The following is a 24,421-nucleotide window of genomic DNA, read 5'->3' on the forward strand; positions in this document are numbered from 1 at the left end:
CGGCGGCCGGAGGGCTCCCGGGTCAGTCCCAGAGCGGGTACGTCATGACCTGCTTGAAGCCCTCCGGCCGGGCGCCGGTGTAGGTCAGGCTCATCTGCGTGAAGCGCTTGAAGGACGGGTGCTTCTTCCAGGTCTGCTCGCCGGAGAGCCGGATGACCACCGGGTACGAGTGGAAGGTGCCGGCCGCGCAGTACGGCTTGCAGTCGTTGACCCAGTTCACGCCCATGCCACGTGCCCCGTTCCGGCCCCACTTGCTCCAGCTCAGACCGGTGAGCCGGCTGTTGCCGTCACCGCAGGCGAGGATGAAGTCGGCCGGGCGGACGTTGCGATGGAAGAAGCAGTCGACCAGCACGGGCTTGGAGTGATCGCCCTGCACGGCGGTCACGGCCGGAGTCGGCGGACTGGCCGAGGCCGTCGTCATCGACGCTGTCAGCAGGGCTCCTGCCGCCAGGGTGACCGCCGTTCCCACCAGTGATCCGCGCATGGCCGCTCCCACGTTGTGCTGTGTCGACCGCGTTCACTCGACGCTACGACCGTGTGGCCGATTGCACCAGTCGCGCAGGTCGGACCGCGTGTCAGCCGTGTCTGACCGTCAGGCCGTAGAACGCGACGCGGGCACCGTTCGTGGTGCTGCCGGAGGAGGACTGGTTGTACGAGCCGGCCTTGAAGTACTGCTTGTACGGCTTGAAGGACGCGGGAATGCCGTAGTGCGTGGTGGTGCCGTTCACGGTCAGGTCGATGGTGTCCCCGCCGGAGACGGCGATGGTGTAGCTCCATGTCTTGCCGACGGACACATGGCCGACGGTGTGCGGGGTCTGGCCGCCGGAGGGCGAGTTCTCGGTGCCGAGGACGATGTCCCCGTTCGCGTGGTAGTACAGCTCGAGCAGCGGCTTGGTGGAGGAGCCGCCGCTGCCGAGGTGGATCTGGCCCACGCACACGTTCTTCGTCACGGAGACCACCCGCAGCGTCGCGCTCATCCGGTGTGAGCCGCCGAGCGCCCAGTCGGCGGGGCCGCCGTCGCGGTTCATCTCCCGCAGTTCGGAGCGGGCGTAGTTCGAGTTCGGGGTGGTGACGCCCTTCTCGGGGGCCCAGAAGGTCATCGCCCCGTCGCGGGTGTCGGTGTAGAAGTAGGCGTCCTGGTAGCCGCCCGCTCCCTGGAGCCGGGACGAGGGGATGGTGGTGGGCTGCCCGGGGGAGCCCACGGGCTCCTGGAGTTCCCAGACCGACAGGTCGAAGTTGCCGCCGGGCGCGACGTGCGGATCGGCGGCGCCCGCGCTGCCGCCGCCGAGCACGGTGAGGGTGAGGGCGAGGCCCGCGGTGGTCGTCACCGCGAGCAGCCGGGATCGGGTCATGTGGGGGGTCCCTTCGTCGGACCGGGATGCGTTCAGCATCATGAACGCTGAACGCATCCTTGGTCACTGATGACCCGTGAAACTAAAGGTCTGAACCAGACACGTCAAGAGGTTCAGCAGGCACCCTCGTCCTGCCAGGGGCCCCACTCCGCGGCGCCGGGCACCTCGTTCTGGGTCCACCACTTGGCCTTCCAGTTGTGCTTGCCGTACGACACCTCGTCCCCGGCCGTGTACACCGCCGACGAACTCCAGGCGTTCTTGCAGGAGGTGGGGGTGGGTGTCGGCGTGGGCGTGGGGGTGGGGGTCGTGGTGGGCGGGGTGGCGCCCGCGAACCTCACCGAGTACTTGGCGAAGTCCCAGGCGTTCTGGGCGACGCTCGAACAGGTCCCGGACGTCCGGCCGCCGTTGTCGGGCGGGCTGCACTGCCGGTCGCGGTTCAGGGACCAGAACGTGAACCGGTCCATGTTGTGGCCCGTCGCGTAGTCCAGCACGGTCTGGAAGTCGGACTGGCTGAAGATCTCGCCCGAGTCGCTGCGGCCGTTCATGCCTGAGAAGCCCTCGTGCGCGTACGCGGTCGCCTGGTCCCAGCCGAAGGTCGACTGCAGGATCGAGTTGAAGTTGGTCAGGGCGTTCGTCTGGCTCGCCGCCCCGTTGAAGCCGCCGTCGAACGGCATGATGGAGAAGTTGTTCGGGGTGAACCCCTGTGACTTGGCCTCCAGCAGCATCTGCTTGCCGAACCAGCCGGTGCCGTCCGCCGTGCCTGCCGTCGTCACGGACACGTACAGCCCCGGGTTGTTCTGCTGGAGGATCTTCGCGGCGCCGATCTCGTTCTTGATGGCCGCGGTGTTCTCGTACTCCGGCTCCTCCAGGTCGAAGTCGATGGCGTGCAGGCCGTACTTGGTGATGACCTGCTGGTAGGCCGCCGCCGTGGACGCCGCGTCCGAGCAGGCCTGGCCGAGCTTCGTGCCGCCGTAGCCGCCGATGGAGACGGAGACGTCACCGCCCTTGCCCCGGATCGTGTTGATCATCGACTGGACGGCCGTGTCCGAGGAGACCGGTGCGGTGCCACCCCAGGTGGGCGAGCAGCCGCCGCCGTTGGGGGCGAGGACGAAGGCCAACTGGAACGCCTTCAGGCCGGTGGCGTCCATGATGGCGGCCGGGTCCGGCGGGTCGTTGTCCAGCGGCATCAGGTACGGGGCGGCGGCGTACCAGCGGTTGCTCAGCGCGGTGGTCGCGCCCGAGGCGTTGCCGGCGACGAACGCGGTGGTGCCGGCGGCCGCGAGTGTCACGGCGGCCGCCGCACCCAGACATGCCCGTAGGGGTCTCATTGCGTGCCTCCCAGAGGGGGTGGGGTGGGGAGTCGCCCCAGGCTCTGGGAGGTGTTGGGGTCACGTCAATAAGTTGGACTAGACCAACTCGCTCTTTGGACTAGACCATACGTTACCTTTACCTCCCGTCGACCAGTCGCAGACCGAAGCCCCGGTCGAGCGGCAGGCTCGGCGTGCTGACCGTGGTGGTGTGCGTGCCGGCGTCGTACGACCAGGCGGGGCCGGGGAGTTGACGTCCGTTCAGCAGGATCCGTGCGGGTGCGCCGGTGCCGTGCACGGTGAACCGGTACGTCCGCGCGTCCACCTTGCCCGTGTACTCGCCCCGGCTCGCCCCGACGGACACGGTGGTCTCCCTGCCGTCCGCGTGGACCGACACCCGCTGGGTGGCGGCGGAGCCACGGGCGAAGTCACGGGTCACGCCGTCGTCCTCGTACAGGGTGTAGTGCCCGGTGCCGTGGGCGGACGGGTACAGGTCCCAGTCCAGTTCGTGCCGGTCGCGGGTCTGCCAACTCGTCGTTCCCTTGGGCCACATGGGCACGATCGCGCCCTCGCGCACGAACAACGGAAGGGTGTCCAGCGGGGCGTGGTAGCCGTTCACCGTGGTCGGGCCCTGGTAGGTGCGGCCGGTCCAGTAGTCGGTCCAGGTGCCCTTCGGCAGATAGATGCCGTCCCGGGTGTCGGAGTCCTGGTAGACCGGGGCCACCAGGAAGTCGGGGCCCGACAGGAACTCGTACCGGGCCGGGCTGCCGAGGGTGTTCGGGTCGCCCGGGTACTCCAGCCACAGCGGACGCACCGCGCCCACGCCCGTCCTCGCCGCCTGCGCCGACAACGTGTACATGTACGGCAGCAGCCGCTCCTTCAGCTGCAGGTACTTCCTGTTGACGGAGGTGTTCGGCTCGCCGTCGAGCCAGGGCTGCTGGTCCGCGGGCTTCTTGGTGGTGAGGTCGGTGGCCCAGCCGTCCATGGTCATGATGGCCGGCAGGAAAGCCTTCCACTGCAGGTCACGGGTGTACATCTTGGCGTCGTGGCGGTAGATGCTGCCCACGTCGCCGGTGTCGTACGCGATGCCGGACATCGTCGCCCCGGCATAGGTCGGGATCTGCCAGCGGATGTAGTCCCAGGACAGCTGCTGGTCGCCGCTCCACAGCACCCCGCAGCGTTGGGCGCCCGCCCACGACACGGGCAGCCACACGAAGCCGCGCGCGTCGCTGTTGTCCTCGATCCCCTTCTTCGCCGCGTCGCAGGCGTCCAGCGCGAATTTGTAGCCGTTGCCCACCCAGGCCACGTCCAGCTTGGCTACCCGCTGGCCCGCCTTGACCTGTTCGGCGAGCTTGTCGATGCCGTCCTGGGTCCACAGGCCGAGCTGCGCGTGGTGGTCCTGCAGACCCTGGGCGGTCTGCGGCAGGTTCTCGTACCCGCAGCCGTACCCGTCGTTGACCAGCATCCAGCCGAGCGGCATCTGGTGCTCGGTGTAGCCGTCGGCGATCTTCAGCGCGTCCAGGGTGTGCCGCTCGCCGCGGTTGGCGTTGTGCAGGTAGCAGTCGGAGTCGCCGGGCTCCAGGCCGTACACCGGCGGCATGAAGGGCCTGCCCACCAGTGCCGTGTACGCGCCGATGACCCGCTTGGCGTCACCCAGGAAGTAGTAGGCGTCCAGGCGCCGTTCCTGCTGTCCGGTGGTGACCGGCGAGCCGAAGGTGTAGACACCCGGCGCGAAGGTGTTGCGGAAGACGCCGTAGCCGGCGCTGGAGAGGTAGAACGGCTGGGAGTTGTTGTAGCCGCCCTCGTTCCAGTCGAAACTGTTGGACACGTACATCGTCTGCCCGCGGTGCGAGAGGCTGCCGTTTTGCTCGCCGCCGCCGAAGAACTGCTCGTCCGCGCCCCGGGCCAGGCTCTGCCGCATCCCGCCGGTGGACCAGCGTAGCGGCTTGTCCTCCTGCCAGATCCGGGTCCGGTTGTCCGGCTTGTACAACCCGAACCGCAGCGGCTTCTTGTACACGCGCAGCACGGCCCCGGGGGAGCGGATGCCGTAGTAGTCGCCCGCGTCGAAGGAGGAGGTGTGCCGCTCCGGGGCGGGCTGTTCGCGCACGATGGCGGTACCGGCCGGGTCGCTCAGTGAGCCCGACGGATCAGCCTGGAGCCGGAGCCGGGCGCCGGTCAGGAAGTCGGCCCGGGCCTTGAGCTGCCCGGCCCCGATCGTGTAGCTGCCGTCGCCGCCGGAGAAGGAGGTGAGGTCCCCGGCGTCCGTGGTCGCGGGCAGATAGGCCGCGCCCGTGAAGGAGTTGCCGTGCACGTCGTACGGCACGACCACCACGTGGTACGTCCCCGACGCCCGGGGGACCACCGTGGCCTCCGGGTCGGCGGTGCCCGCGCTGGAGGCCACCTGCTTGCCGTGGTCGTCGTAGACGTAGAGGTCGAAGTCGTCGGTGGGGTGCTGCCAGGTGATGGACAGCGGGACGCCGCCCTCGGGGTTGTCGTCCCAGTAGCCGTCCGGCACCGAGACGGTCAGGTCGAAGCGGTCGCAGACGGTGTTCTGGGGGTCGGCGGAGGCGTCGGGACAGCTCTCGGGGCCGCCGCCGGTGCCTTTGGCGTAGACCGGGCTCTGCCAGCCGACGCTGCTGTGGGCGGGGTCCAGCACGGCGCCGGTGGCGGCGGCCGCGGCGGGTGCCGGCACGGCCAGCACGGTGCCCGCCAGGGCGGTGGCGAGCCCCAGCGGCAACCAGGCCCGCCACGGCACACGGTGTCGGAGTCTTCGCACGGCGGAACAGCTCCTCTCGCGTCACTGCGGACTGACTGTTCTTGCTGGTTCTGCTCGGAAGCGCTCGAAACTAAGGAAATTCGAGCAACTTCACGCACGAAGCCTGTGAGTTGGTGAGGTTCATGTCAATACCGCGGGCGCACACGACGAGGGCCGGCCCCCGCCGACGGGCGGGGGCCGGCCCTCGTCGTGTGCCTGGGTCAGCGGGCGTTCGTCCGCAGCACGATCTGGGTCTGCGTGGTCTGCCCGACCAGCCGGTCCCGGTCGTCGCGCAGGTCCGTCTGCACCACCATGAGCGTCCCGCCGACGTGCAGCGGCCGGGCGGTGGCGTGGACGTGCCCCGTGGTGACCGCCCGCAGGAAGTTGGTCTTGGACTCCACCGTCGACGTGCCGGACGCACCCTCCGGCAGGTTGAGGTAGGCGCACACGGCACCCACGCTGTCCGCCAGTGCCATCAGCGCACCGCCGTGCAGCGCCCCGCCGACGGTGCACGCCCCCGGGGACCAGGCCAGCGTGCCGACCGTGCGCTCGGCCGCGGCCTCCTTCAGTTCGATGCCCAGCCCGGCCGCGAACGGCATGGCGGCCAGCAGCTCGGCGGGCTCGGAGAGGGACGACATGGCGTACCGCCTTTCATGGGTGCCCGGACGATCAGGCAGTGTGCCAGCAGGTCCCCCTGCGGCAGCCGGAACGCGGACGCGTTCCGGACACGTCGTCGAAATCGCCCGGCCTCCGGGCCGGATGAGGCCGCCACCGGCCCGGACCGCGCGGCCACGGCCCGGACCCTGCCGCCGTCGCCGCCCGCCCGGCGGTCCGGTTCGGCACCGATGTCCGCAGACCCATGGCGAACCCTCCGTCGCCTGAGGCACCCTTGACAGGGTGCGTCTGTTTCGCGACGTTTGAGCATCGACGCACGGCGGAGATGCGCACATATCGGTACGAATGGCAGGACGCGCCCCGGCGCGTCATGGGGGGAGCGGTCGCCCATGCGATCCATGAGCCATGATCCACACGCCTCACCGGCCCGTGCCGGCTGCGGCTCACCGCTCAGAACGCGGGCGGAAGGGCGGGCGAGCTGAGGTGGAGATCACCATCCACAGACCCGGCGAGCTGACATCCGAACTGCGCGCGGCCTGGCACCGCGCGATGGACGAGTCGCCCGAGTACGCCAACCCCTTCCTGGCGCCCGAGTTCGCCATCGGGGTCGGCCGGCACCGGAGCGGCGTCCGGGTGGCGGTGCTGCGGGAGGGCGGGGAGCCGGTCGGCTTCTTCCCGTACGAGCGGGGGCCGTTCGGCACCGGCCGGGCCGTCGCGCTCGGACTGTCCGACTGCCAGGCCCTCGTGCACCGGCCCGGGGTCACCTGGGACCCGGTGGAACTGCTGCGGGCCTGCCGGCTCAGCATCTTCGAGTTCGACCATCTCGTGCAGGAGCAGCGGCCGTTCGAGCCGCACGTCACCGGCACCTTCGCCTCGCCGGTGATCGACGTGAAACCGGGTGACGGCACCTACGCCGAGTGGCTGCGCGGGGCCTATCCGGGCCTGGCCAAGACCACGCTCAAGAAGGAGCGCCGGCTGGGACGGGACATCGGCGAGCTGCGGTTCGTGTTCGACGAGCGGGACCCGAAGGCGCTGCGCACCCTCATGCGGTGGAAGTCCGCGCAGTACCGCAGGACGGGCCGCATGGACCGGTTCGCCAGGCCCTGGATCGTCGGCCTGGTCGACCATCTCTTCCACGTCCGGGAGGAGCACTTCACCGGGGTGCTGTCGGTGGTGTACGCGGGGGACCGGCCGGTCGCGGCCCACTTCGGACCCCGTTCGAGCACCGTGCTGGCGGCCTGGTTCACCGCCTACGACCCCGAACTGCACTACTACTCGCCGGGGTTGATGATGCATCTGCGGACCGCGGAGGCCGCCGCCCGGCACGGGGTGACCCTGGTGGACCTCGGGAGGGGCGACAAGGAGTACAAGGACTGGCTGAAAACACGCGAGTTGAGGGTCGCGGAGGGCTTCGCCGCCCGCCCGCACCCGGTGGCCGCCGCCCACCGTCTTTGGCGTAGACCTGTGCGCGGTCTGCGGAACACGGTGCTCGCCCACCCACGACTGCGGGACCCCGCTGACCAGTTGCTGAAGACGGTGGGCAGCCTGCGCACGCGGAGCCAGGACGCCGCCGCGACCCGCGACCGCCGCCCCCGCTCGGGGTGAGGGTGCCGCGTCCGTAGTTACTGACACGTACACGTCAAGATTTCGCCAAGTGGTGGAGTAATCACCGTCGGTGTGATCAGGTCTCCTGCGTCGGCAACGTCGATGCCCGTCTCGGGAGGCCTTGTGTCCGTACCAACCCGCAGAAGACGGTGGTTCACGATCTGTGCGATCACCGCTTCAGCAGCCCTCGTCGCCATACCCCCGTCCGCCGCCGCCGGTCGCTCGGCGAGCCCCTTCGGCGTCCGCGCCCTCGGCCAGCTCGCCAAGGAGCGGGCGCAGTCGACGGGCGCCATGAAGCCGCACGTGGCGGCGGACGACGACGACGGCAACGAGGCGGATGAGATCGCCGAGGGGGCGGACCAGTACTCCGAGGCCCGCACCTCGCCCGGCGTGGTCGCGCCGGGCGCCTACGGCGCCGCATGGCGTGGTCTCGCCAACCTCGGCAGCACCGGCGGCAACTGGCGCAACATCACCGATCTGCCCTACAACTCCGACGACCCGCGCTACCGCGACTTCGACTCCAACTCCAGCGGCGGCTCCGGCAACGTCACCGGCCGCATGGCCGCCGTGGCCGCGGACGACGACGGTTACGTCTACGCGGGCAGCGCCGGCGGCGGAGTGTGGCGCTCGCGCACCGGAGGCGGCCACTGGCAGCCCATCAGCGACCGGCTGCCCGCCCAGTCCACCGGCGCCCTCGCCGTCGACGGAGCCGGCCGGCTGTGGCTGGGCACCGGCGAGGCCACCACCAACTCCGACGCCTACCTCGGCAGCGGCGTCTACGTCCTGACCCACCCCCACCACGGCAGCTTCTCCCGGCGCAGCCGGGTCGGCGGCGCCGAGCTGGAGAGCACCACCATCCACGAGCTGCGCTTCGGCGGCGGCAAGGTGTGGGCGGCCACCAGTGAGGGCGTGTGGAGCCACTCCACGAAGAAGCTCGGCGGCCCCTGGAAGCTGGAGTTCGCGCCCAACCCCGACTTCATGCCCAAGGGTGCGAAGGCGGACGACCCGGACGCGCCGTACAAGAACATCGCCAACGACATCGCGATCGACCCCAAGGACCCGTCCAAGGTCGTCCTCGCCGTCGGCTGGCGCGGCGGCGACGACTACAACGGCTTCTACACGAAGGTGAACGGCACCTGGACCCGCATCACCAGCGGCCTCGGTGACCTGCCCGGCGACGCCGACAACGTCGGCAACGTCACCTTCGCCCGGTCCGCCGACGGCTCCCGCTACTACGCCATCGACCAGTCCCCGGAGCAGCTCAACACCAACCCGGACAGCGGTCTGGAGGGCATCTACGTCTCCAAGTCCGGTTCGCCGGCCGGGCCCTGGACGAAGATCGCCGACTACAAGGGCCTCGCCGCCGACAACTCGGCGCTGACCACTGCCGGTTACATGCCCGGCGTCCAGGCCTGGTACAACCAGTTCCTCGCCGTCGACCCGAGCGACGCGCAGCACGTGTACGCCGGTCTCGAAGAGGTCTACGAGACCAAGGACGGCGGCAGCAACTGGTCCACCGTGGGCCCGTACTGGAACTTCACCTTCTCCTGCTGGAGCATCGACCCCAGCAAGCAGACCGGTGACTGCCACCAGACCACCCACTCCGACCAGCACGGGGTCGCGATCGGCCGCTACCACGGCAAGTCCTACGTGTACGTCGGCAACGACGGCGGCATGTACAAGCGCCCGGTCAACGGCGCCCAGGACGCCTCCGGCCACGCCACCGACTGGACGTCCCTGAACGACGGCACCATCGACACCCTCCAGTACTACTCCGTCGGCATCGGCAAGGACCTCGATCACGGGGGCCTGTCCGTCACCGGCGGTCTGCAGGACAACGGCCAGTCCATCCTGCGCAGCAACGACAGGGTGATGGGCTCCAACTTCGGCGGCGACGGCGGCGACACCCTCACCGACCCCGCCAACGGCTGCAACATCGCCCAGGAGTACGTCTACCTCGCCGTCCAGGTCACCAACAACTGCGCCGTGAACAACGGCGGCTGGGTCAGCGACCCGAGCAAGGTGACGTCGTACAGCGTCGCCCCGGCCGACAACGCCACCAGTGAGGCACGCTTCATCGCCCCGCTCGCGACCGACATGAAGAACGGCGACACCTGGGTCGCCGGCGGCCGCCACATCTGGGTGCAGACCCACGGCTACGCCATCCGCAGCGGCTCCGAGTGGACCAGCGTCCACGACCTCGGCGCCGGCCGCACCGCGACCGCCGTCGCCGCCTCCGGCGGGAAGATCTACGCCGCCTGGTGCGGCCCCTGCAACAACCAGGGCTTCGCCCGGGGCATCGCCGTCGGCAACGCGGACGGCACCGGCTGGCACGACGTCAGCCTGCCCGTGGACGGGACCGTGCCCAACCGCTACCTGAGCGGCTTCGCCGTCGACCCGAAGAACGCCGACCACGTCTTCCTCGCGGTCAACGGCTTCTCCCGGCACTGGACCGAGGGCCCCGGCGCGGGCGTCGGACACGTCTTCGAGTCCACCGACGGCGGCACCACCTGGAAGGACATCTCGGGCAACATGCCCGACGTGCCCACCAACTCCGCGCTGGTGACGGCGGACGGCGGCCTCGCCGTCGCCACCGACCTCGGTGTCGTCTACCGGGCGCCGGGGCACAGCAAGTGGCAGCGCGTCGGCAGCCTGCCGGCCGTCGCCGTGCTCCAGCTGAAGACGAGCCCCGACGGCGGCACGCTCTACGCCGCCACGCACGGCCGGGGCATCTACACCGTCAAGGTGCGCAACCTGCACTGAGCGGACACGTCCGGCACGAGGGGTGGCCCCACGGGGTCACCCCTCCCGTGCGTACGGCACCACGCTCACGTCCAGCGTGAACACGGTCTGCGGAGCCCCGGCCAGGTCGGGCGCCTTGGCCTTCACGGTGACCACGGCGCTGCCGCCGCGGGCGCCCGCGGCGCGCAGGGCGGCGTGCGCGGTCCCGTCGGGATCCACCCGCCAGCCCGAGGCCGCCACCAGGGCCGGGGCCGAACTCAGCACTCCGGTCCACCGCTTGTCGTCCACCCTCGGCCGCAGCACGAGCGCCACCGCGGTCCCGGGCCGCACGCACAGCCGCCGCCGGACCGCGTCACCGGGAGCCACGGAGACCTCCACGTGTCCCGCCTGACAACCGCCCGCCGAGGCCCCGGGCGTCGCGCTCGCAGGTCCCGTGGTCCGCGCCGAAGGGTCCCCCGAGGGCGCCCGCTCCGACGGCGACGGCCGCGCCGAGCGGTCGCCCGAGGATCCCGCGGCCGGACCCGCGCCCCGCCCCGCCGACGCCCCGCACCCGGCCAGCACGACGACCGCGGCGACCACACACCCACCGGCCCACCACCGCATGAGAGCACCTCCCGGTCTCAGGTCACCCCACCAGGATGCCCCAGCCGCCATGAATCGCCTTGCCCCGCGCGGTGCAAGGGGCTCCGGGGGAGAGGGCGGCGATGCGGTGCGCCGGCGGCCGACCGGTGCTTCCCCCGCACGGCCCGGAGGGCTGGCGACGCGGTGCCCGGGCGGCAATTCGGTGCTCCGCCGGATTACCGCCGGACCGCGCGGCTATGCGGTGCGGGCGCAGTCCGCCGGTGCTTTCCGGAGTGTGTCCGACCGTGCGGTGGCGTTCCACCGGTGCCTTTCCGGGCCGCTCGGCGATGCGGTGCACCCGTGTTTCCCGGCTACGCCGACGGGCTGGCGATGCGCAGGGGTGGTGTGGGGGGTGGCGCCGCCGTGTCGGGGGAGGCGGTGACGTCCGTCCACCAGTCGGCGCCGTCCTCGACGTAGCGGAGCAGGACGCCCTCGCGGATCGCCCACGGGCAGACGACGGCCCGCCGCAGCCCCATCAGCTTCAGCGCCGTGTGCCCGACCACGGCACCGGCCAGGCTCTGCGCGGCGCGTGGCGCGGAGATGCCGGGGAGCTGGGCGCGCTCGGCGGCGGGCAGGGCCGCGAGCGTGTGCACGGCCGTGCGCAGGTCCCGGCGGCGCAGCTCACGCGGCTCGAACGGACCGAAGCGCCCGGGCGCCGCCCCGCACAACCGGGCCAGCTGCTGGAACGTACGGGAGCTGACGGCCGCGGTCCGCGGGCTCTCCCAGCGGATCCGCGAGGCCACGTCCCGCAGCTCGTGGCGGATCCGGCGGCGCAGCACCCTCAGTTCGCCCGGATCCGGCGGGTCCTGCACGCCCAGGTACTCACGGGTGAGCCGGTTCGCGCCGAGCGGCAGGGAGGCGGCGAAGTCGGGCAGCCGCCCCCGGCCGAAGGCCACCTCCAGCGAACCGCCGCCGATGTCGAGCAGCGCGAGCGGACCCGCGTTCCAGCCGAGCCAGCGGCGGGCCGCCAGGAAGGTCAGCTCGGCCTCGATCTCGCCCGGCAGGGTGCACATGCGGATCCCGGTCCCGGACGCCACCCGCTGCAGCACCTCCTGGCGGTTCGGCGCGCCGCGGACCACCGCGGTGGCGAAGGCCAGGGGGCCCGTCGCGTGCCACCTCCGGGCCGTGGCGCCCGCCGCGCCCACCGCCTTGACCAGCCGCTCCACCGCCTCCTCCGCGATGGTGCCGTCCGCGCCGACCTGTTCGGACAGGCGGAGCTTCCACTTGACGGTGTGGACCGGCAGCGGAACGCCGCCCTCCACATCCGCGATCACCAGCCGAACCGTGTTCGACCCCGCATCCACCACACTCACCCGCATGGCCGGGGACTACCCATTTAACGGGCAACCACCCCTTGGCGCACGAGTATTGATGTACACAGAACGCTCCTTGCGGACCGGTGCCCGAGCCGGCGGATCCACCCGACCGGGCTACTCCGGAAGGCCGTCACCCGGGAGGTCTACGTAGAGTCACAGACAGTGACCCTATGTGCTCCTATCCGGGAGACCTCCATGAGATCAATGCCGCTGCGAATACGCCCGCCCCGGGGCCCCGCGCGTGCCATCGCCACCGGTCTGACGGCCGGAGCCATGCTCCTCGCCGCGAGCCCCTCGTCCCTGGCGCGCACCCCGAGCCCCAGCCCACCGCCGACGGCCGCGTCGCAGGAACCCACCACGACCCCTCCACCGCTGTCCGCCCTCACGCCGGCCGACCAGCTCGTGGCCCCGCTTCGGCCCCTCCTCGCGACCTACCAGGTCACGCGGGGAGACACGCTCTGGTCGATCGCCCGCAAGTCCCTCGGCAGCGGGACGCTCTGGACGGCGGTCTACCAGGCCAACGCGACGGCCGTCGAGCGGGCCGCACAGAGCCACGGACACCCGTCGAGCAACCGTGGCGACCTCATCTTCCCGGGCACTCGCCTCCAGATCGGTCCGGGCAAGGGGCTGATCCAGAACCTCACCGCGCAGCAGCGGCAGTTCGCGGCCTGCATCGGCGGCGTCGTCGAAGCCTACGGCGAACTGCTGGCCAAGAACGCCGGCCAGGCGCTGCGCAAGGCCGGGCTCGCGGATCTGCCCGGGCTCCTGAAGGATCCTGCGGTCGTCGACGCGCTGACCCAGCCCATCTCGGCCCTGAAGGCGTGCCGGCCGCTCGTGCAGAAGGCCCAGGGGCTCGAGTCCCTGGCGCGTGAGGCGCTGAGCAAGAGCCCCGAACTCCAGCGCGTCCTGGGCGGTTTCATCGGCAAGGTGAAGGGCCTCGCCTGCCTGAAGTCCATCGCGGGCGGCGCGGCACTGCGGCAGCCGGGCATCGACATGCCGACGGGCGGCGCCGTCAGGGACGTCCTCCAGAAGTGCCCGGAGCTGCTCCAGAACTCAAGTGCTCTCCACAGCGCCCTGGAGCAACTCGGCATACCCGCCACCACCGGCTTGCCCTCCACGGGTTGACGGCGGTCGCCGCGGGCGAAGCCCGTCCGGGTCCCGGTTCATCACCCTCGATGGACCGGGACCCGGCATGAAGCGGCCCGCCCGCCGTCGCGCGGGACGCTGTCCGGATCCGGGCCCTACCGGGCCCGGCCCGCCCGGACCTGTACTTGTATGGTCGCGACCACTGTCGGTGTGGGGAGCGGCGCGTGAACGGTACGGATGCGACGAGGGTTCTGGTGATCGGCGGCGGCATCGCGGGGACCGCGGCCGCGCTGGGCCTGCACAAGGCGGGCCACGACGTGCGCGTCTTCGAGGCGCATCCCGACACGGCGGAGGACCTGGGCGCCTTCCTGACGCTGGCGAGCAACGGCATGCGCGCCCTGGCCCAGCTCGACGCCACCGACGCGGTCACGGCCGTCGGTTTTCCGCTGACTTCGCTGCGCCTGCTCGACGGCCAGGGCACCGAGCTGACCCACGCGCCCCTCGGCGAGGTCGCCGAACCCGGCCTGCGCTACCGCTGCCTGCGCCGGGGCGAGCTGAACGCGGCCCTGCAGGCCGAGGCCGAACGGCGCGGCATCCGGCTGCGCCACGCCGTCCGGCTGGAGGCCCTGACGCAGGGCCCGAACGGCGTCACCGCCCGCTTCTTTGACGGCACCACCGCCACCGCCGACGTGCTGATCGGGGCCGACGGGCTGAACTCGACCGTCCGCCGCATCCTCACCCCCGGCGTGCACCCCGGGTACGCCGGCCAGCGCGTCTTCTACGGTTACACCCCAGCGGCCCCCGGCATCGTGGGCGGCGGCGTCATCACCATGGTGCGGGGCAGCGAGAGCGCCTTCGGGTACGCGGTCTCGCCGGCGGGGGAGACGTACTGGTTCGCCCGCGTCGGCGGCGACCCCCTGCCCGCCGGCGCGCCCCACAGCGCGCCCGCCGTGCTGCGCGGGCAGTTGCTGCCCCTGCTGTCCAAGGACTCCACGCCCGCCGCCGGACTCGTGGAGGCCGCCGCCGACGCGATCATGGTCACCAACGCCACGGAGATGCCGCTCGGCAGCACCTGGCACAGGGGCCGGGTCCTCCTCATCGGCGACGCGGCCCACGCGGCCTCCCCGGCGACCGGCCAGGGCGCCTCGACGGCCCTGGAGGACGCCGTCGTCCTGGCCAAGGCGCTGCGCGACCTGCGTGATCCGGCGCGCGCCTTCGCCGTGTACGAGCGCCACCGCCGCCCGTGCGTGGAGCACAACATCATCGTCAGCGGCGCCATCTCCCGCGGCACCCACACCTCGTCCGGCCCCGCCGACCGGGCGCAGCGCTCCGCGCACCCCGACGAGGAACTGCTGCGCCAACTGGACTGGAACACACCCCTGTCGGCACAGGACTGACCCGGCCGCCCGCGCGAAAGTGCAAGAGGCGGAGCACTGGAGTCCATTGCCGGGGAAACCGCCGTGGCCGGATCGTTCCGTGCGACCGGCCCTTCGGAACCTTCGGCAACAAGGAGCATCCGTGCGACTCTTGAACAGAGCGGGCGGCGCCGTGGCCGCGGCCGTCGCCCTGGTCCTGGGCGGCGCCACCGCGTCCCCGGCGTCCGCCTCCCCCGTCGACGCCGGCTACCGCGTGACCGTGGGCACCCCGGTACCGTTCGCCAACCCCACGGACACCCCCGCCACCCCGTACCTCGACGCGGACGGCACCTTCCACTACCAGCAGTCCGCCGCGCTGTACGGTGCCGGGGACCCGCGCACCTGGGACTTCTACACCGGCAGGGACTTCGACACCGCCACCTTCGACAAGACGCTCAGCAAGGCGGCCGACCCCGCCGACCCCGCCGACCGCAACGACGACACCACCTGGCGGTGCAACAACAGCCCCACCGGCCGCGAGGCGTCGTACGCGCCGGCCGGCTCGGGCTACGCCCAGAAGAACTACTGCGACCTGTCAGGGGTCTGGGTCGACCCGGACACCGGCGACTGGTACGGCCTGGTGCACAACGAGTTCACCCCGCAGCCCTTCGGCGACGGCCTGCACTACGACGCCGTCGACTACGCGGTCTCCACCGACCACGGCCGGACCTGGACCATCAAGGACCACGTCATCACGTCCCCGTACAGCACCCGGCGAGGGGACACGGCCGCCTTCCCCCACCAGACGTACTCCTACGGCGACGGCGACCAGCGCCTGTTCGTGGACACCGCCTCCGGCTACTTCTACGTCTACTACGGCTCCCGCGTCGTCGACAAAAGCGGCGGCTGGAAGGCCTTCTACGAGCACGTGGCCCGCGCCCCCATCGCCGCGAAGATGGCCCCCGGTTCCTGGCGGAAGTGGTACGACGGCGCATGGTCCCAGCCCGGCGCCGGCGGCAAGGAGAGCGACATCGTCCCCGTGGACGCCGGTCACCCGGGCGGCTACACCCCGACCGACGCCGAGTACGACCCGGCCAACACCGGCACCGCCGCCCAGCAGATCGCGGCCGGCAAGATGCCCCCGACCTCACCGCTGTTCGTGATGAACATCGCCTACGACGCCTACCTCGGCCTCTACATCGGCGAACCGCAGGCCGTCGACCAGAGCGGCAACTCACCGCAGTACCTCTACGACACCGACGACCTGGCCACCCAGAAGTGGCACCTCATCGGTGACACGGGCGCCTACACGAACGCCTCCTGGTACCGCTGGTTCCTCGACAGCACCAACCGCACCAGTTCCACGATCGTCGGCAAGACCTTCCGCTCCTACTGCGCCTTCGGCTGCTCCCGCGACGCCTACGGCGAGTACGTCGACCTGACCATCGGCTCCGCCACGCCCGCGGACCCGCCCGTGGACGCCGGCCGCGGCTACCGCATCGCCGCGGGCACGGGCCGGGTCCTCGCCCGGGCGGCCCACGGAGCCACCACCACCTCGGTGGCGCGGCCCACCGGATCCGCCCGCGAGACCTGGCGCTTCACCCCGACCGGAGACGGCGCGTTCACCGTCGCCAGTGCCACCGACGGGCGGCTGCTGGGCGTCGACGCCAAGACCGACGCGGGCCGTGCGTGGGGGGCCAGGCCCACCGTCACCCCGGCCCCGGCCGGCGGACCGACCGCCGGACAGCAGTGGTTCGTGGTCCCTGACGCGTCCGGCGACGGCACCTGCCGCCTCGTCAACCGCTACAGCGGGCTCGTGCTCGGCCTCTCCGCGACCTCGAACCGGCACGCGGAGACCACGCCGCTGCGCACCTGGACCGACACCGGCGCCGACCCGGTCGGCGGCCGCCGCACCGCCGCACAGCAGACCCTGTCGCTCACCCCGGCCGGGTCCTGACCCACCGCCCGGGCCCGTCGCGACACCGGCGTCCGCGGGCCCGGGCACGCACAACTCCCGTGGGAGTCGGCCGAGTCAGCACTATGCTGCGGCCATGTCGATCACCAACGGGGAGCCTGACGCACACCTCGCCGTCACGGCGGCCCTGGCGGGCGCCGCCGTGGTCCGCGACCTGTACGGCGGCCGGCTCGCGCGCTACGCCAAGTCCGCCGGGGACTTCGCGACGGAGGCCGACGTCGCCGCCGAGCGGGCCATCCTGGAGGTGCTGCGCACCGCACGCCCGGACGACGCCGTGACGGGTGAGGAGACCGGCCGTACCGGCGCCGCCGGCGCCCGGCGCCGCTGGCTGGTCGACCCGCTGTGCGGCACCCTCAACTACGCCGTGCGGACCATGCTCGCCGGAGTGAACGTGGCGCTGCGCGTGGGCCCGGACGTCACCGCCGCGGCGACGGCGGACCCGTTCGGCGACGAGGTCTTCTGGACGGACGGCACGCGGGCCCTGCTGCGCACCGACGACGGCGACGAGGATCTGACCCCCTCGGCGGAGTCCGCGCTGGTGGACGTGAACCTCGACCCGCCGTTCCCCAACGCCCCCGGTTTCCGGGCGGCCGCCCTCCTCGCCGACCCCGGCTTCGCGCGGCGGTTCCGGCCCCGGGTGATCTCCAGCACCCTCGCGGTCGCCTGGGTGGCCGCCGGACGCCGGGCCGCCTACGTCACCGACGGCGATCTCGCCGACAGCGTGCACTTCGCGGCGGGCATCGCCCTGTGCCGGGCCGCGGGCTGCACGGTGACCGGACTGTACGGCGAGCCGGTGCACACCGGTGCGGGCGGCCTGATCGCGGCGGCCGACCCGGAGACCCACGCCGCGCTCCTGGCCATGGTCAAGCGTCAGGCCGCCGCCCGTAGTTGACGCGCGACGGGTAGGCGCGCGGAAGGTTTCGGCTTCCGAAGTCTTGTGGCCCAGATGACTCATCACTTAAATCAAAGCATGAACTAAGTCGTGGGACTGGCGACTTGGTTCATGCCCCGATTCCACAGCCGCAGGGAGCCGCCGCATGAGACCGAGATCCCTGGGTGTCGCGCTAGCCGCCATGGCAGCGTTGATCGCCCTGCCCCTCACCCCGACCCGCGCCACCGCGGCCGAAACCCCCCTGTCCCAGGGGAAGACGGCCACCGCGTCCTCCGAGGAGAACTACGGCACCACCGCGGCCGACGCCGTCGACGGCGACACGGGGACCCGATGGTCCTCCGCGGCCACCGACGACCAGTGGCTCCAGGTCGACCTCGGGGCCAGCGCCTCCGTCACCCGGGTCGTCCTCGACTGGGAGACCGCCTACGGCAAGGACTACAAGGTCCAGATATCGCAGGACGGCACCACCTGGACCGACCTGAAGTCCGTCACCGGCGGGGACGGCGGCACGGACACCCTCGACGTGTCCGGACAGGGCCGCTACGTCCGCATGCTCGGCGTCCACCGGGCAACCCAATGGGGTTACTCCCTCTGGGAGTTCCAGGTGTTCGGCAGCGCCGGCACCACCCAGCCCACCTGCGGCACGGCCGACGCCGCCCAGGGCAGGCCCGCCTCGGCGTCCTCCACCGAGAACGCCGGCACCCCCGCCTCCGCCGCCTTCGACGGCGACACCGCGACCCGCTGGTCCAGCCAGGCCTCCGACCCCCAGTGGCTCCAGGTCGACCTCGGCTCCGTCCAGGACCTGTGCGGGGTCGACCTGAAGTGGGAGACCGCGTACGGCAAGGACTTCCAGATCCAGGCCTCCTCCGACGGCCGGAGCTGGGGCACGCTGAAGAGCGTCACCGGCGCGACCGGCGGCACGGCGGCCTACGACGTCAGCGGCTCCGGCCGCTACGTGCGGATCTACGGCACCGCCCGGGGCACCGGTTACGGGTACTCGCTGTGGGAGGTCGCCGTCCACACCGGCACCACCGGGACCCCGCCGATCCAGGGCGGCGGCGATCTCGGCCCGAACGTCATCGTCGTCGACCCCTCCACCCCGAACCTCCAGCAGAAGTTCGACGACGTGTTCGCCCAGCAGGAGTCGGCCCAGTTCGGCACCGGCCGCTACCAGTTCCTGCTCAAGCCCGGCACGTACAACGGCATCAACGCGCAGATCGGCTTCTACACCTCGATCTCCGGGCTCGGGCTCAACCCCGACGACACCCAGATCAACGGCGACGTCACCGTGGACGCGGGCTGGTTCAACGGCAACGCCACCCAGAACTTCTGGCGTTCGGCGGAGAACCTCGCCATCAAGCCGTCGAACGGCACCGACCGCTGGGCCGTCGCCCAGGCCGCGCCCTTCCGCCGCATCCATGTCGAGGGCGGTCTCAACCTCGCCCCGAACGGCTACGGCTGGGCCTCCGGCGGCTACATCGCGGACTCCAGGATCGACGGCACGGTCGGCCCGTACTCCCAGCAGCAGTGGTACACCCGCGACAGCTCGGTCGGCGGCTGGACCAACGGGGTCTGGAACATGACCTTCTCCGGCGTCCAGGGCGCCCCGGCGACCAACTTCGACAGCGGCCCGTACACCACGCTCGACACCACCCCCGTCTCCCGGGAGAAGCCCTTCCTCTACCTGGACGGCTCCACCTACAAGGTGTTCGTGCCGGCCAAGCGCACGAACGCCCGCGGTGTCTCCTGGCCGGCGAACGCGGGCACGTCCCTGCCGCTCGACCGGTTCTACGTCGTCAAGCCGGGAGCGACCGCCGCCACCATCAACGCGGCCCTCGCCCAGGGCCTCAACCTCCTGTTCACACCGGGCATCTACCACCTCGACCGGACGATCGACGTCACCCGCGCCGACACCGTGGTCCTGGGGCTCGGCCTCGCCACCCTGGTCCCGGACAACGGCGTCGACGCCATGCACGTGGCCGACGTCGACGGCGTGCGGCTCGCCGGGTTCCTCGTCGACGCGGGCCCGGTCAACTCCGACACCCTGCTGCGGATCGGCGACCCCGGCTCCACCGCCGACCACTCCGCCGACCCCACCACCATGCAGGACGTGTTCGTGCGCGTCGGCGGCGCCGGACCCGGCCTCGCCACCAACTCCGTGGTCGTCAACAGCAACGACGCCATCGTCGACCACACCTGGATCTGGCGCGCCGACCACGGCAGCGGGGTCGGCTGGGACACCAACCGGGCCGACTACGGGCTGCGGGTGAACGGCTCCGACGTCCTCGCCACCGGCCTGTTCGTCGAGCACTTCAACAAGTACGACGTCTACTGGAACGGCGAGCGCGGCCGGACGATCTTCTTCCAGAACGAGAAGGCGTACGACGCCCCGAACGCCGCCGCCGTCACCCACGACGGCGTCGTCGGCTACGCGGCCTACAAGGTCGCCGACTCGGTCAGCACGCACGAGGCATGGGGCCTGGGCAGCTACTGCAACTACACGGCCGATCCGTCGATCGTGCAGTCCAACGGCTTCCAGGTGCCGACCGGTTCGGGCATCAGGATGCACGACCTGCTGGTCATCTCCCTCGGCGGCAACGGGCAGTACGCCCACGTCGTCGACACCACGGGCGCACCCACCTCAGGGACCGGCACCGTCCCGTCCAAGGTGACGTCGTTCCCGTAGCGCGCGCCACGTCCCGGGACCGGGCTCCGCTCCGGTCCCGGGACGCCGCGTCCGAGGGCCGGCGCGCGTGACGCGCGGGGCTCACCCCCCGCGTTCGGCGCTGAGGAACGCGGTGGTGAGGTTCGCCGGGGCGGGCCTGCCGTAGCCCGCGGCGACGGTCGCCAGTTCGCTGACCTGGACCGACCAGCCGTTCCCGGCGAGCCACACATCGGTCTGCGGGCCGAGGCCGCCCTTCCACAGGTCGGTGATGTGGGCGAGGCCGGCCCGCGGACGGCCGCCGCACCCTGCTCACCCTGACCGACCGCGCCCGCCGAACCCGTCCACGCACGCGCCGTCAAACCCGCGGAAACCGTCATCACCGCGGCCCTCCCCGACCCCCGGCGGGCCCCCCGGGTCCTGGCCCTCCTCGACGAACCCGCGGAACTCCTCGAGGTCTGACCCCGCCCTCGCCGGGCCACGGGGCGCAAGCGTCCCCCGATCGGCGCAGTGTGCGCGTGCACGGGTGCATAGGTGCAGGATGGAGGGGTATGCGGGGCGACGGCGGGCCGTCGGGGCGGCCCGCACCCGTTGGTCTCTATCTTGGGAGGGGAACACCATGGCGCTCACGACGGCGGCGGCAACAACTACGCGGACCGGCGAGCTGCCCGAAGTCGCGGATCCCTCCCATGTGGCGCCGAAGGACGCCCGCGCTCTCTCCAGGCTGTTCTTCGAGCAGCTGGCGGTGCTGGAGGAGGGCACGCCCGAGTACCAGTACGCGCGCAACACGCTGATCGAGATGAACATGTCCCTGGTCCGCTTCGCGGCCGGCCGGTTCCGCAGCCGGGGGCCGGAGGAGATGGAGGACATCGTCCAGGTCGGCATGATCGGCCTGATCAAGGCGATCGACCGCTTCGAGCTGTCCCGAGAGGCGGAGTTCACCTCCTTCGCCATCCCCTACATCGTCGGCGAGATCAAGCGGTTCTTCCGCGACACCACCTGGGCCGTGCACGTGCCGCGCCGCCTGCAGGAGGCCCGCGTCCAGCTCGCGAAGGCGACGGAGGAACTCCGCAGCCGCCTGGGCCGCATCCCGACGGTCAAGGAGCTGTCGGAGCTGATGAGCCTGCCCGAGGAAGAGGTGCGCGAGGCGCGCCTGGCCGCCAACGGCTACAACTCCTCCTCCCTGGACGCCGCGATCGGCGGCAGCGAGGACGGCGAGGCCGCGCTGCAGGACTTCATCGGCACCGAGGACACCGCCCTGGAGCTCGTGGAGGACTTCCACGCCCTGGCCCCCCTGATCGCCGAACTCGACGAGCGCGACCGGCGGATCATCCACATGCGGTTCGTGGAGGAACTCACCCAGGCCCAGATCGGCGAACGCCTGGGCGTCTCCCAGATGCACGTCTCCCGGCTGCTGTCGCGCACCCTCGCCCGGCTGCGCGAGGGCCTGCTCACCACCCACTGAGGTTTTTTCCGGCGCGGCGACGGACTCTGCTCCCGGGGCTGGTCCTGATGTGGACCGAACCCGACCACTCCCCGGGAGCATCCCATGTCCGACTTCTTCGAGACCGCCGTCGTCACCGGTGCCGGCCGCGGCTTCGGGCGTGCGATCGCCGCCGCGCTCGTGACCTCAGGCACCCGCGTCGTCGGCATCGCCCGCGGCGAGCGCGATCTGCGTGCCGTACGCGACGAACTCGGCGAGGGCTTCACACCCGTCGCCGGCGACGCCACCGACGAAGCGCTCGCGCGGGCCGTGATCCGCGAGCACCGTCCCGGCCTGCTCGTCCTCAACGCCGGGGTCGCGCCGCACATGGCGCCCCTGCACGCGCTCACCCGGGCCGACCCCGACGCGCTGGTCGGCCTGCTGCGGGCCGACGTCGAGATGGAGATGCCGCCCATCCCGACCTGGTTCACCGGCCGGACGGCCGTCGTCGTCTTCAAGCGCCCGGACGGCGGCCGTCACGAGGCGTACGGCATCCAGGTGCTGACCCTGGTCGGCGCCCGCGTCGCCCGCATCACGGCGTTCAACGACCACGGCCTGGTGCCCGCGTTCGGCCTCGCACCCGCGCTCGCCACCTGAACACCCGGCACGTTGGCCGCAGTTCTCTCCTGAGCCGCACCGGCGCATCCCGGCGTGGCGGCACCAGGTGTCGGGCCGGGCCTTGGGGGCACCGGCGTTGTATGGATGCAGAGTCATGGGCACTGCGGGGGCGCGGCCGGGCCCGCCGCGCGGCGAGCGGCACGGCGGTGGCCGTGGCGGCCCGGGCGGGCCTCGCCGCCCTCGGGCTGATCTACGTTCTCGTGGGCGTGATCGCCCTCCAGATCGCCTTCGGTCACGACGGGGGCAGGCAGCAGGCCGATCGAGGCGGGGCGCTCAAGGAGCTCTCCGGTAAACCGTTCGGCGCGGCCCTGCTGTGGATCGTGGGCGTGGCGCTCGTGGGCATGGCGCTGTGGCGCCTGTCGGAGGCGGTCTTCGGCGGTGTGGGGCCGAACGGCCGCAAGCCGTCCGCGCGTCTGGCGGCGGCCGGCCGGTGCGTCTTCTACCTCTTCGCGTCCTATTCGGTGCTGTCCTACGCGGCCGGGGAGCGCGGGAGCGGCAGCGGGTCCTCCGACCAGCGCACGGAGGACGTCACCGCGACGGCTCTGCGGTGGCCGGGCGGCCAGTGGCTCGTGGGCGTGGCCGGTGTCGCCGTGGTGGCCTGCGGGCTGTGGATGTCGGTCCGGGCGCTGCGCAAGGACTTCCACAAGGACCTGCGGACGGGTGCCATGTCGCCGCGGGCCAGGCGGTTCACCGACGTGTTCGGCGTGACCGGCGGCGCGGCACGCGGGCTCGTCTTCGCAGTGGCCGGGGTGTTCGCCGTCGTCGCGGCCGTCCGGCACCAGCCGGGCGAGGCCAAGGGCACGGACGACACGCTGCGCGCGTTCCGCGATCTGCCGGCCGGCCCGTGGCTGCTCGCCGTGATCGCCCTCGGCCTGGCCGCGTTCGGCGTGTTCGCGTGGTGCAGCGCGCGCTGGCGCAGGCTCTGAAACACGGGTGGCGCCTGGCGGATCGCCCCCCGGACGCCTTCGGCTCGAAGGTCAGGGCGATCTCGTCGACGCTCACCGGGGAGATCCCGGTGCGGCGGATCCGTGCACGGCTCGGCCCGGTTCCGCCGTTGCCGATGTGCATCCTGGCGTAGGCACGGCACGTGTCGCAGCACACCGACGTCAAGCTGCGGGACGTGGCGCGCTGTCTGGTGGAGTGGCCCGCCCGCGGCCGGCTGCCCACGGTGATCCGGCGGGCGCGCTCCCCGCCGCCATGGAGTACGCGCGCGCAACCGTCACCGAGACCGCCGCCGACGGCCGCGAGGAAGAGCCGGCACAGCGGTGCGGCCAGACGGGATGAACGGACGTACGGCCGGCTGGCTCGGGTGGCAGCACCGAATACGACCGGCGGGACCGTCAAGATTCGGCGTGCCGGAGGTCCGCCAGGGCGCCACGATGCGGCTCCGGCACCACCCGGGAGGGCTCCCGGCTTCCTGATCCCGGGCCCGGCGGGTCCCTCGCCGGGGACGCCGAGGGTGGTGGCACACGGGTGAGCGGCCAGGGCCGAACTGCGGGGACCCCGGGCAGCGCCTAGGCTGTCCTGTGCGGGCGGCCCGGTGTTCCGCCCGATTTCCCGGGTCAAGAAGGCGGCCCCTGACGAAGGCACCCTCGGCAGGGGGCACTTGGCCCTGTCCGACCGGTTCCCGGGCCCGGACCAGCGCGTCCGGCGGGCCAGCTGTCCCGGCAACTCTATGGGAGACGGCCCGACTTCACCCCGGCCGGGAAATCCCCGATTCCCGGCTTCGGACGCCCCGGCCCGGGGGCCTCGGCACCGGAGTCCGAACAACCGCTCTTGTCCGGCTCTGATCCGGTCCGACGAACACCGCCGTTCGCGGCACCGACGCGCGGCACGTTCGGCTCCGGCCGGCCACCCCCGGGCCCCCGGGCCCGGCCCACCGCGTCCGGGAACGCTTCCCCTCCGCCGCCTGAGTGAGGCGTCCGGCGGCCGCATGCGGGCCTGTGGTGGTTCCCTCCGATGGGGGCCACCCCGTCGGCGTACCCGGGGAGGCGAACCGCGCAGGGGGCGGATGTGATGGACGAGACCACACGTCAA

At 71.9% G+C, this 24,421-nt stretch carries 18 protein-coding genes; 10 read left to right on the forward strand and 8 right to left on the reverse strand.

What is annotated here, in order from left to right; translation table 11 throughout:
• Window positions 1-22: 22 nt before the first annotated feature.
• From ACZ7FF_RS12365 to ACZ7FF_RS12385, 5 genes are all read right to left on the reverse strand, one after another.
• Window positions 23-484, reverse strand: a complete 462-nt coding sequence (locus ACZ7FF_RS12365; protein WP_470811736.1) for a hypothetical protein — start codon at window positions 482-484, stop codon at window positions 23-25.
• Window positions 485-575: 91 nt separating this feature from the next.
• The gene (locus ACZ7FF_RS12370; RefSeq protein ID WP_470811737.1) at window positions 576-1,352 is read right to left on the reverse strand and encodes a polysaccharide lyase family 7 protein; all 777 of its coding nucleotides are present in this window, start codon (window positions 1,350-1,352) and stop codon (window positions 576-578) included.
• A 113-nt stretch (window positions 1,353-1,465) separates the two neighbouring features.
• Window positions 1,466-2,680: a chitinase gene (locus ACZ7FF_RS12375; RefSeq protein ID WP_470811739.1), complete on the reverse strand. Its 1,215-nt coding sequence runs from the start codon at window positions 2,678-2,680 to the stop codon at window positions 1,466-1,468.
• Window positions 2,681-2,798: 118 nt separating this feature from the next.
• Window positions 2,799-5,435 (reverse strand): glycoside hydrolase family 31 protein, encoded by a 2,637-nt coding sequence (locus tag ACZ7FF_RS12380; protein ID WP_470811740.1) that lies wholly within the window; start codon window positions 5,433-5,435, stop codon window positions 2,799-2,801.
• A gap of 200 nt (window positions 5,436-5,635) precedes the next feature.
• Window positions 5,636-6,052 carry a PaaI family thioesterase gene (locus ACZ7FF_RS12385; RefSeq protein WP_470811742.1) on the reverse strand — a complete coding sequence of 139 codons (417 nt, stop codon included), beginning with the start codon at window positions 6,050-6,052 and terminating at the stop codon, window positions 5,636-5,638.
• Window positions 6,053-6,512: 460 nt separating this feature from the next.
• Between ACZ7FF_RS12385 and ACZ7FF_RS12390 the strand changes: the two genes are divergently transcribed.
• Both ACZ7FF_RS12390 and ACZ7FF_RS12395 read left to right on the forward strand, forming a co-directional pair.
• Window positions 6,513-7,634, forward strand: a complete 1,122-nt coding sequence (locus ACZ7FF_RS12390; protein WP_470811743.1) for a GNAT family N-acetyltransferase — start codon at window positions 6,513-6,515, stop codon at window positions 7,632-7,634.
• A gap of 123 nt (window positions 7,635-7,757) precedes the next feature.
• Window positions 7,758-10,397 carry a glycosyl hydrolase gene (locus tag ACZ7FF_RS12395; RefSeq protein WP_470811745.1) on the forward strand — a complete coding sequence of 880 codons (2,640 nt, stop codon included), beginning with the start codon at window positions 7,758-7,760 and terminating at the stop codon, window positions 10,395-10,397.
• Between the two features lie 36 nt (window positions 10,398-10,433).
• Here the strand turns inward: ACZ7FF_RS12395 and ACZ7FF_RS12400 are convergent, their stop codons facing one another.
• Complete coding sequence (locus ACZ7FF_RS12400; protein WP_470811747.1) at window positions 10,434-10,742, reverse strand: acetyl-CoA synthetase; 309 nt, start codon at window positions 10,740-10,742, stop codon at window positions 10,434-10,436.
• Window positions 10,743-11,308: 566 nt separating this feature from the next.
• Window positions 11,309-12,316: a Ppx/GppA family phosphatase gene (locus tag ACZ7FF_RS12405; RefSeq protein WP_470811749.1), complete on the reverse strand. Its 1,008-nt coding sequence runs from the start codon at window positions 12,314-12,316 to the stop codon at window positions 11,309-11,311.
• 192 nt (window positions 12,317-12,508) lie between these two features.
• On the opposite strand from ACZ7FF_RS12405, the gene ACZ7FF_RS12410 reads away from it, so the two are divergent.
• From ACZ7FF_RS12410 to ACZ7FF_RS12430, 5 genes are all read left to right on the forward strand, one after another.
• The gene (locus tag ACZ7FF_RS12410; RefSeq protein ID WP_470811751.1) at window positions 12,509-13,438 is read left to right on the forward strand and encodes a LysM peptidoglycan-binding domain-containing protein; all 930 of its coding nucleotides are present in this window, start codon (window positions 12,509-12,511) and stop codon (window positions 13,436-13,438) included.
• A gap of 185 nt (window positions 13,439-13,623) precedes the next feature.
• Window positions 13,624-14,796 (forward strand): FAD-dependent oxidoreductase, encoded by a 1,173-nt coding sequence (locus ACZ7FF_RS12415; protein WP_470811753.1) that lies wholly within the window; start codon window positions 13,624-13,626, stop codon window positions 14,794-14,796.
• Window positions 14,797-14,917: 121 nt separating this feature from the next.
• Window positions 14,918-16,711 (forward strand): RICIN domain-containing protein, encoded by a 1,794-nt coding sequence (locus ACZ7FF_RS12420; RefSeq protein ID WP_470811755.1) that lies wholly within the window; start codon window positions 14,918-14,920, stop codon window positions 16,709-16,711.
• Between the two features lie 94 nt (window positions 16,712-16,805).
• Complete coding sequence (locus ACZ7FF_RS12425) at window positions 16,806-17,621, forward strand: inositol monophosphatase family protein (RefSeq protein WP_470811757.1); 816 nt, start codon at window positions 16,806-16,808, stop codon at window positions 17,619-17,621.
• Between the two features lie 145 nt (window positions 17,622-17,766).
• Window positions 17,767-20,307, forward strand: a complete 2,541-nt coding sequence (locus ACZ7FF_RS12430; RefSeq protein WP_470811758.1) for a discoidin domain-containing protein — start codon at window positions 17,767-17,769, stop codon at window positions 20,305-20,307.
• A gap of 81 nt (window positions 20,308-20,388) precedes the next feature.
• Here ACZ7FF_RS12430 and ACZ7FF_RS12435 read toward each other — a convergent pair whose 3' ends face one another.
• Window positions 20,389-20,514 (reverse strand): hypothetical protein, encoded by a 126-nt coding sequence (locus ACZ7FF_RS12435; protein WP_470811760.1) that lies wholly within the window; start codon window positions 20,512-20,514, stop codon window positions 20,389-20,391.
• Between the two features lie 388 nt (window positions 20,515-20,902).
• On the opposite strand from ACZ7FF_RS12435, the gene ACZ7FF_RS12440 reads away from it, so the two are divergent.
• The 3 genes from ACZ7FF_RS12440 to ACZ7FF_RS12450 all read left to right on the forward strand — a co-directional run bounded on the left by ACZ7FF_RS12440 (window position 20,903) and on the right by ACZ7FF_RS12450 (window position 23,310).
• The gene (locus ACZ7FF_RS12440; protein ID WP_470811762.1) at window positions 20,903-21,748 is read left to right on the forward strand and encodes an RNA polymerase sigma factor SigF; all 846 of its coding nucleotides are present in this window, start codon (window positions 20,903-20,905) and stop codon (window positions 21,746-21,748) included.
• 84 nt (window positions 21,749-21,832) lie between these two features.
• Complete coding sequence (locus ACZ7FF_RS12445) at window positions 21,833-22,363, forward strand: SDR family oxidoreductase (RefSeq protein ID WP_470811763.1); 531 nt, start codon at window positions 21,833-21,835, stop codon at window positions 22,361-22,363.
• A 101-nt stretch (window positions 22,364-22,464) separates the two neighbouring features.
• On the forward strand, window positions 22,465-23,310 hold the full coding sequence (locus ACZ7FF_RS12450; RefSeq protein ID WP_470811764.1) for a DUF1206 domain-containing protein: 846 nt from the start codon (window positions 22,465-22,467) through the stop codon (window positions 23,308-23,310).
• The last annotated feature ends 1,111 nt before the right edge of the window (window positions 23,311-24,421 follow it).

It is taken from the genome of Streptomyces sp. NPDC037126 (genome assembly GCF_055605965.1).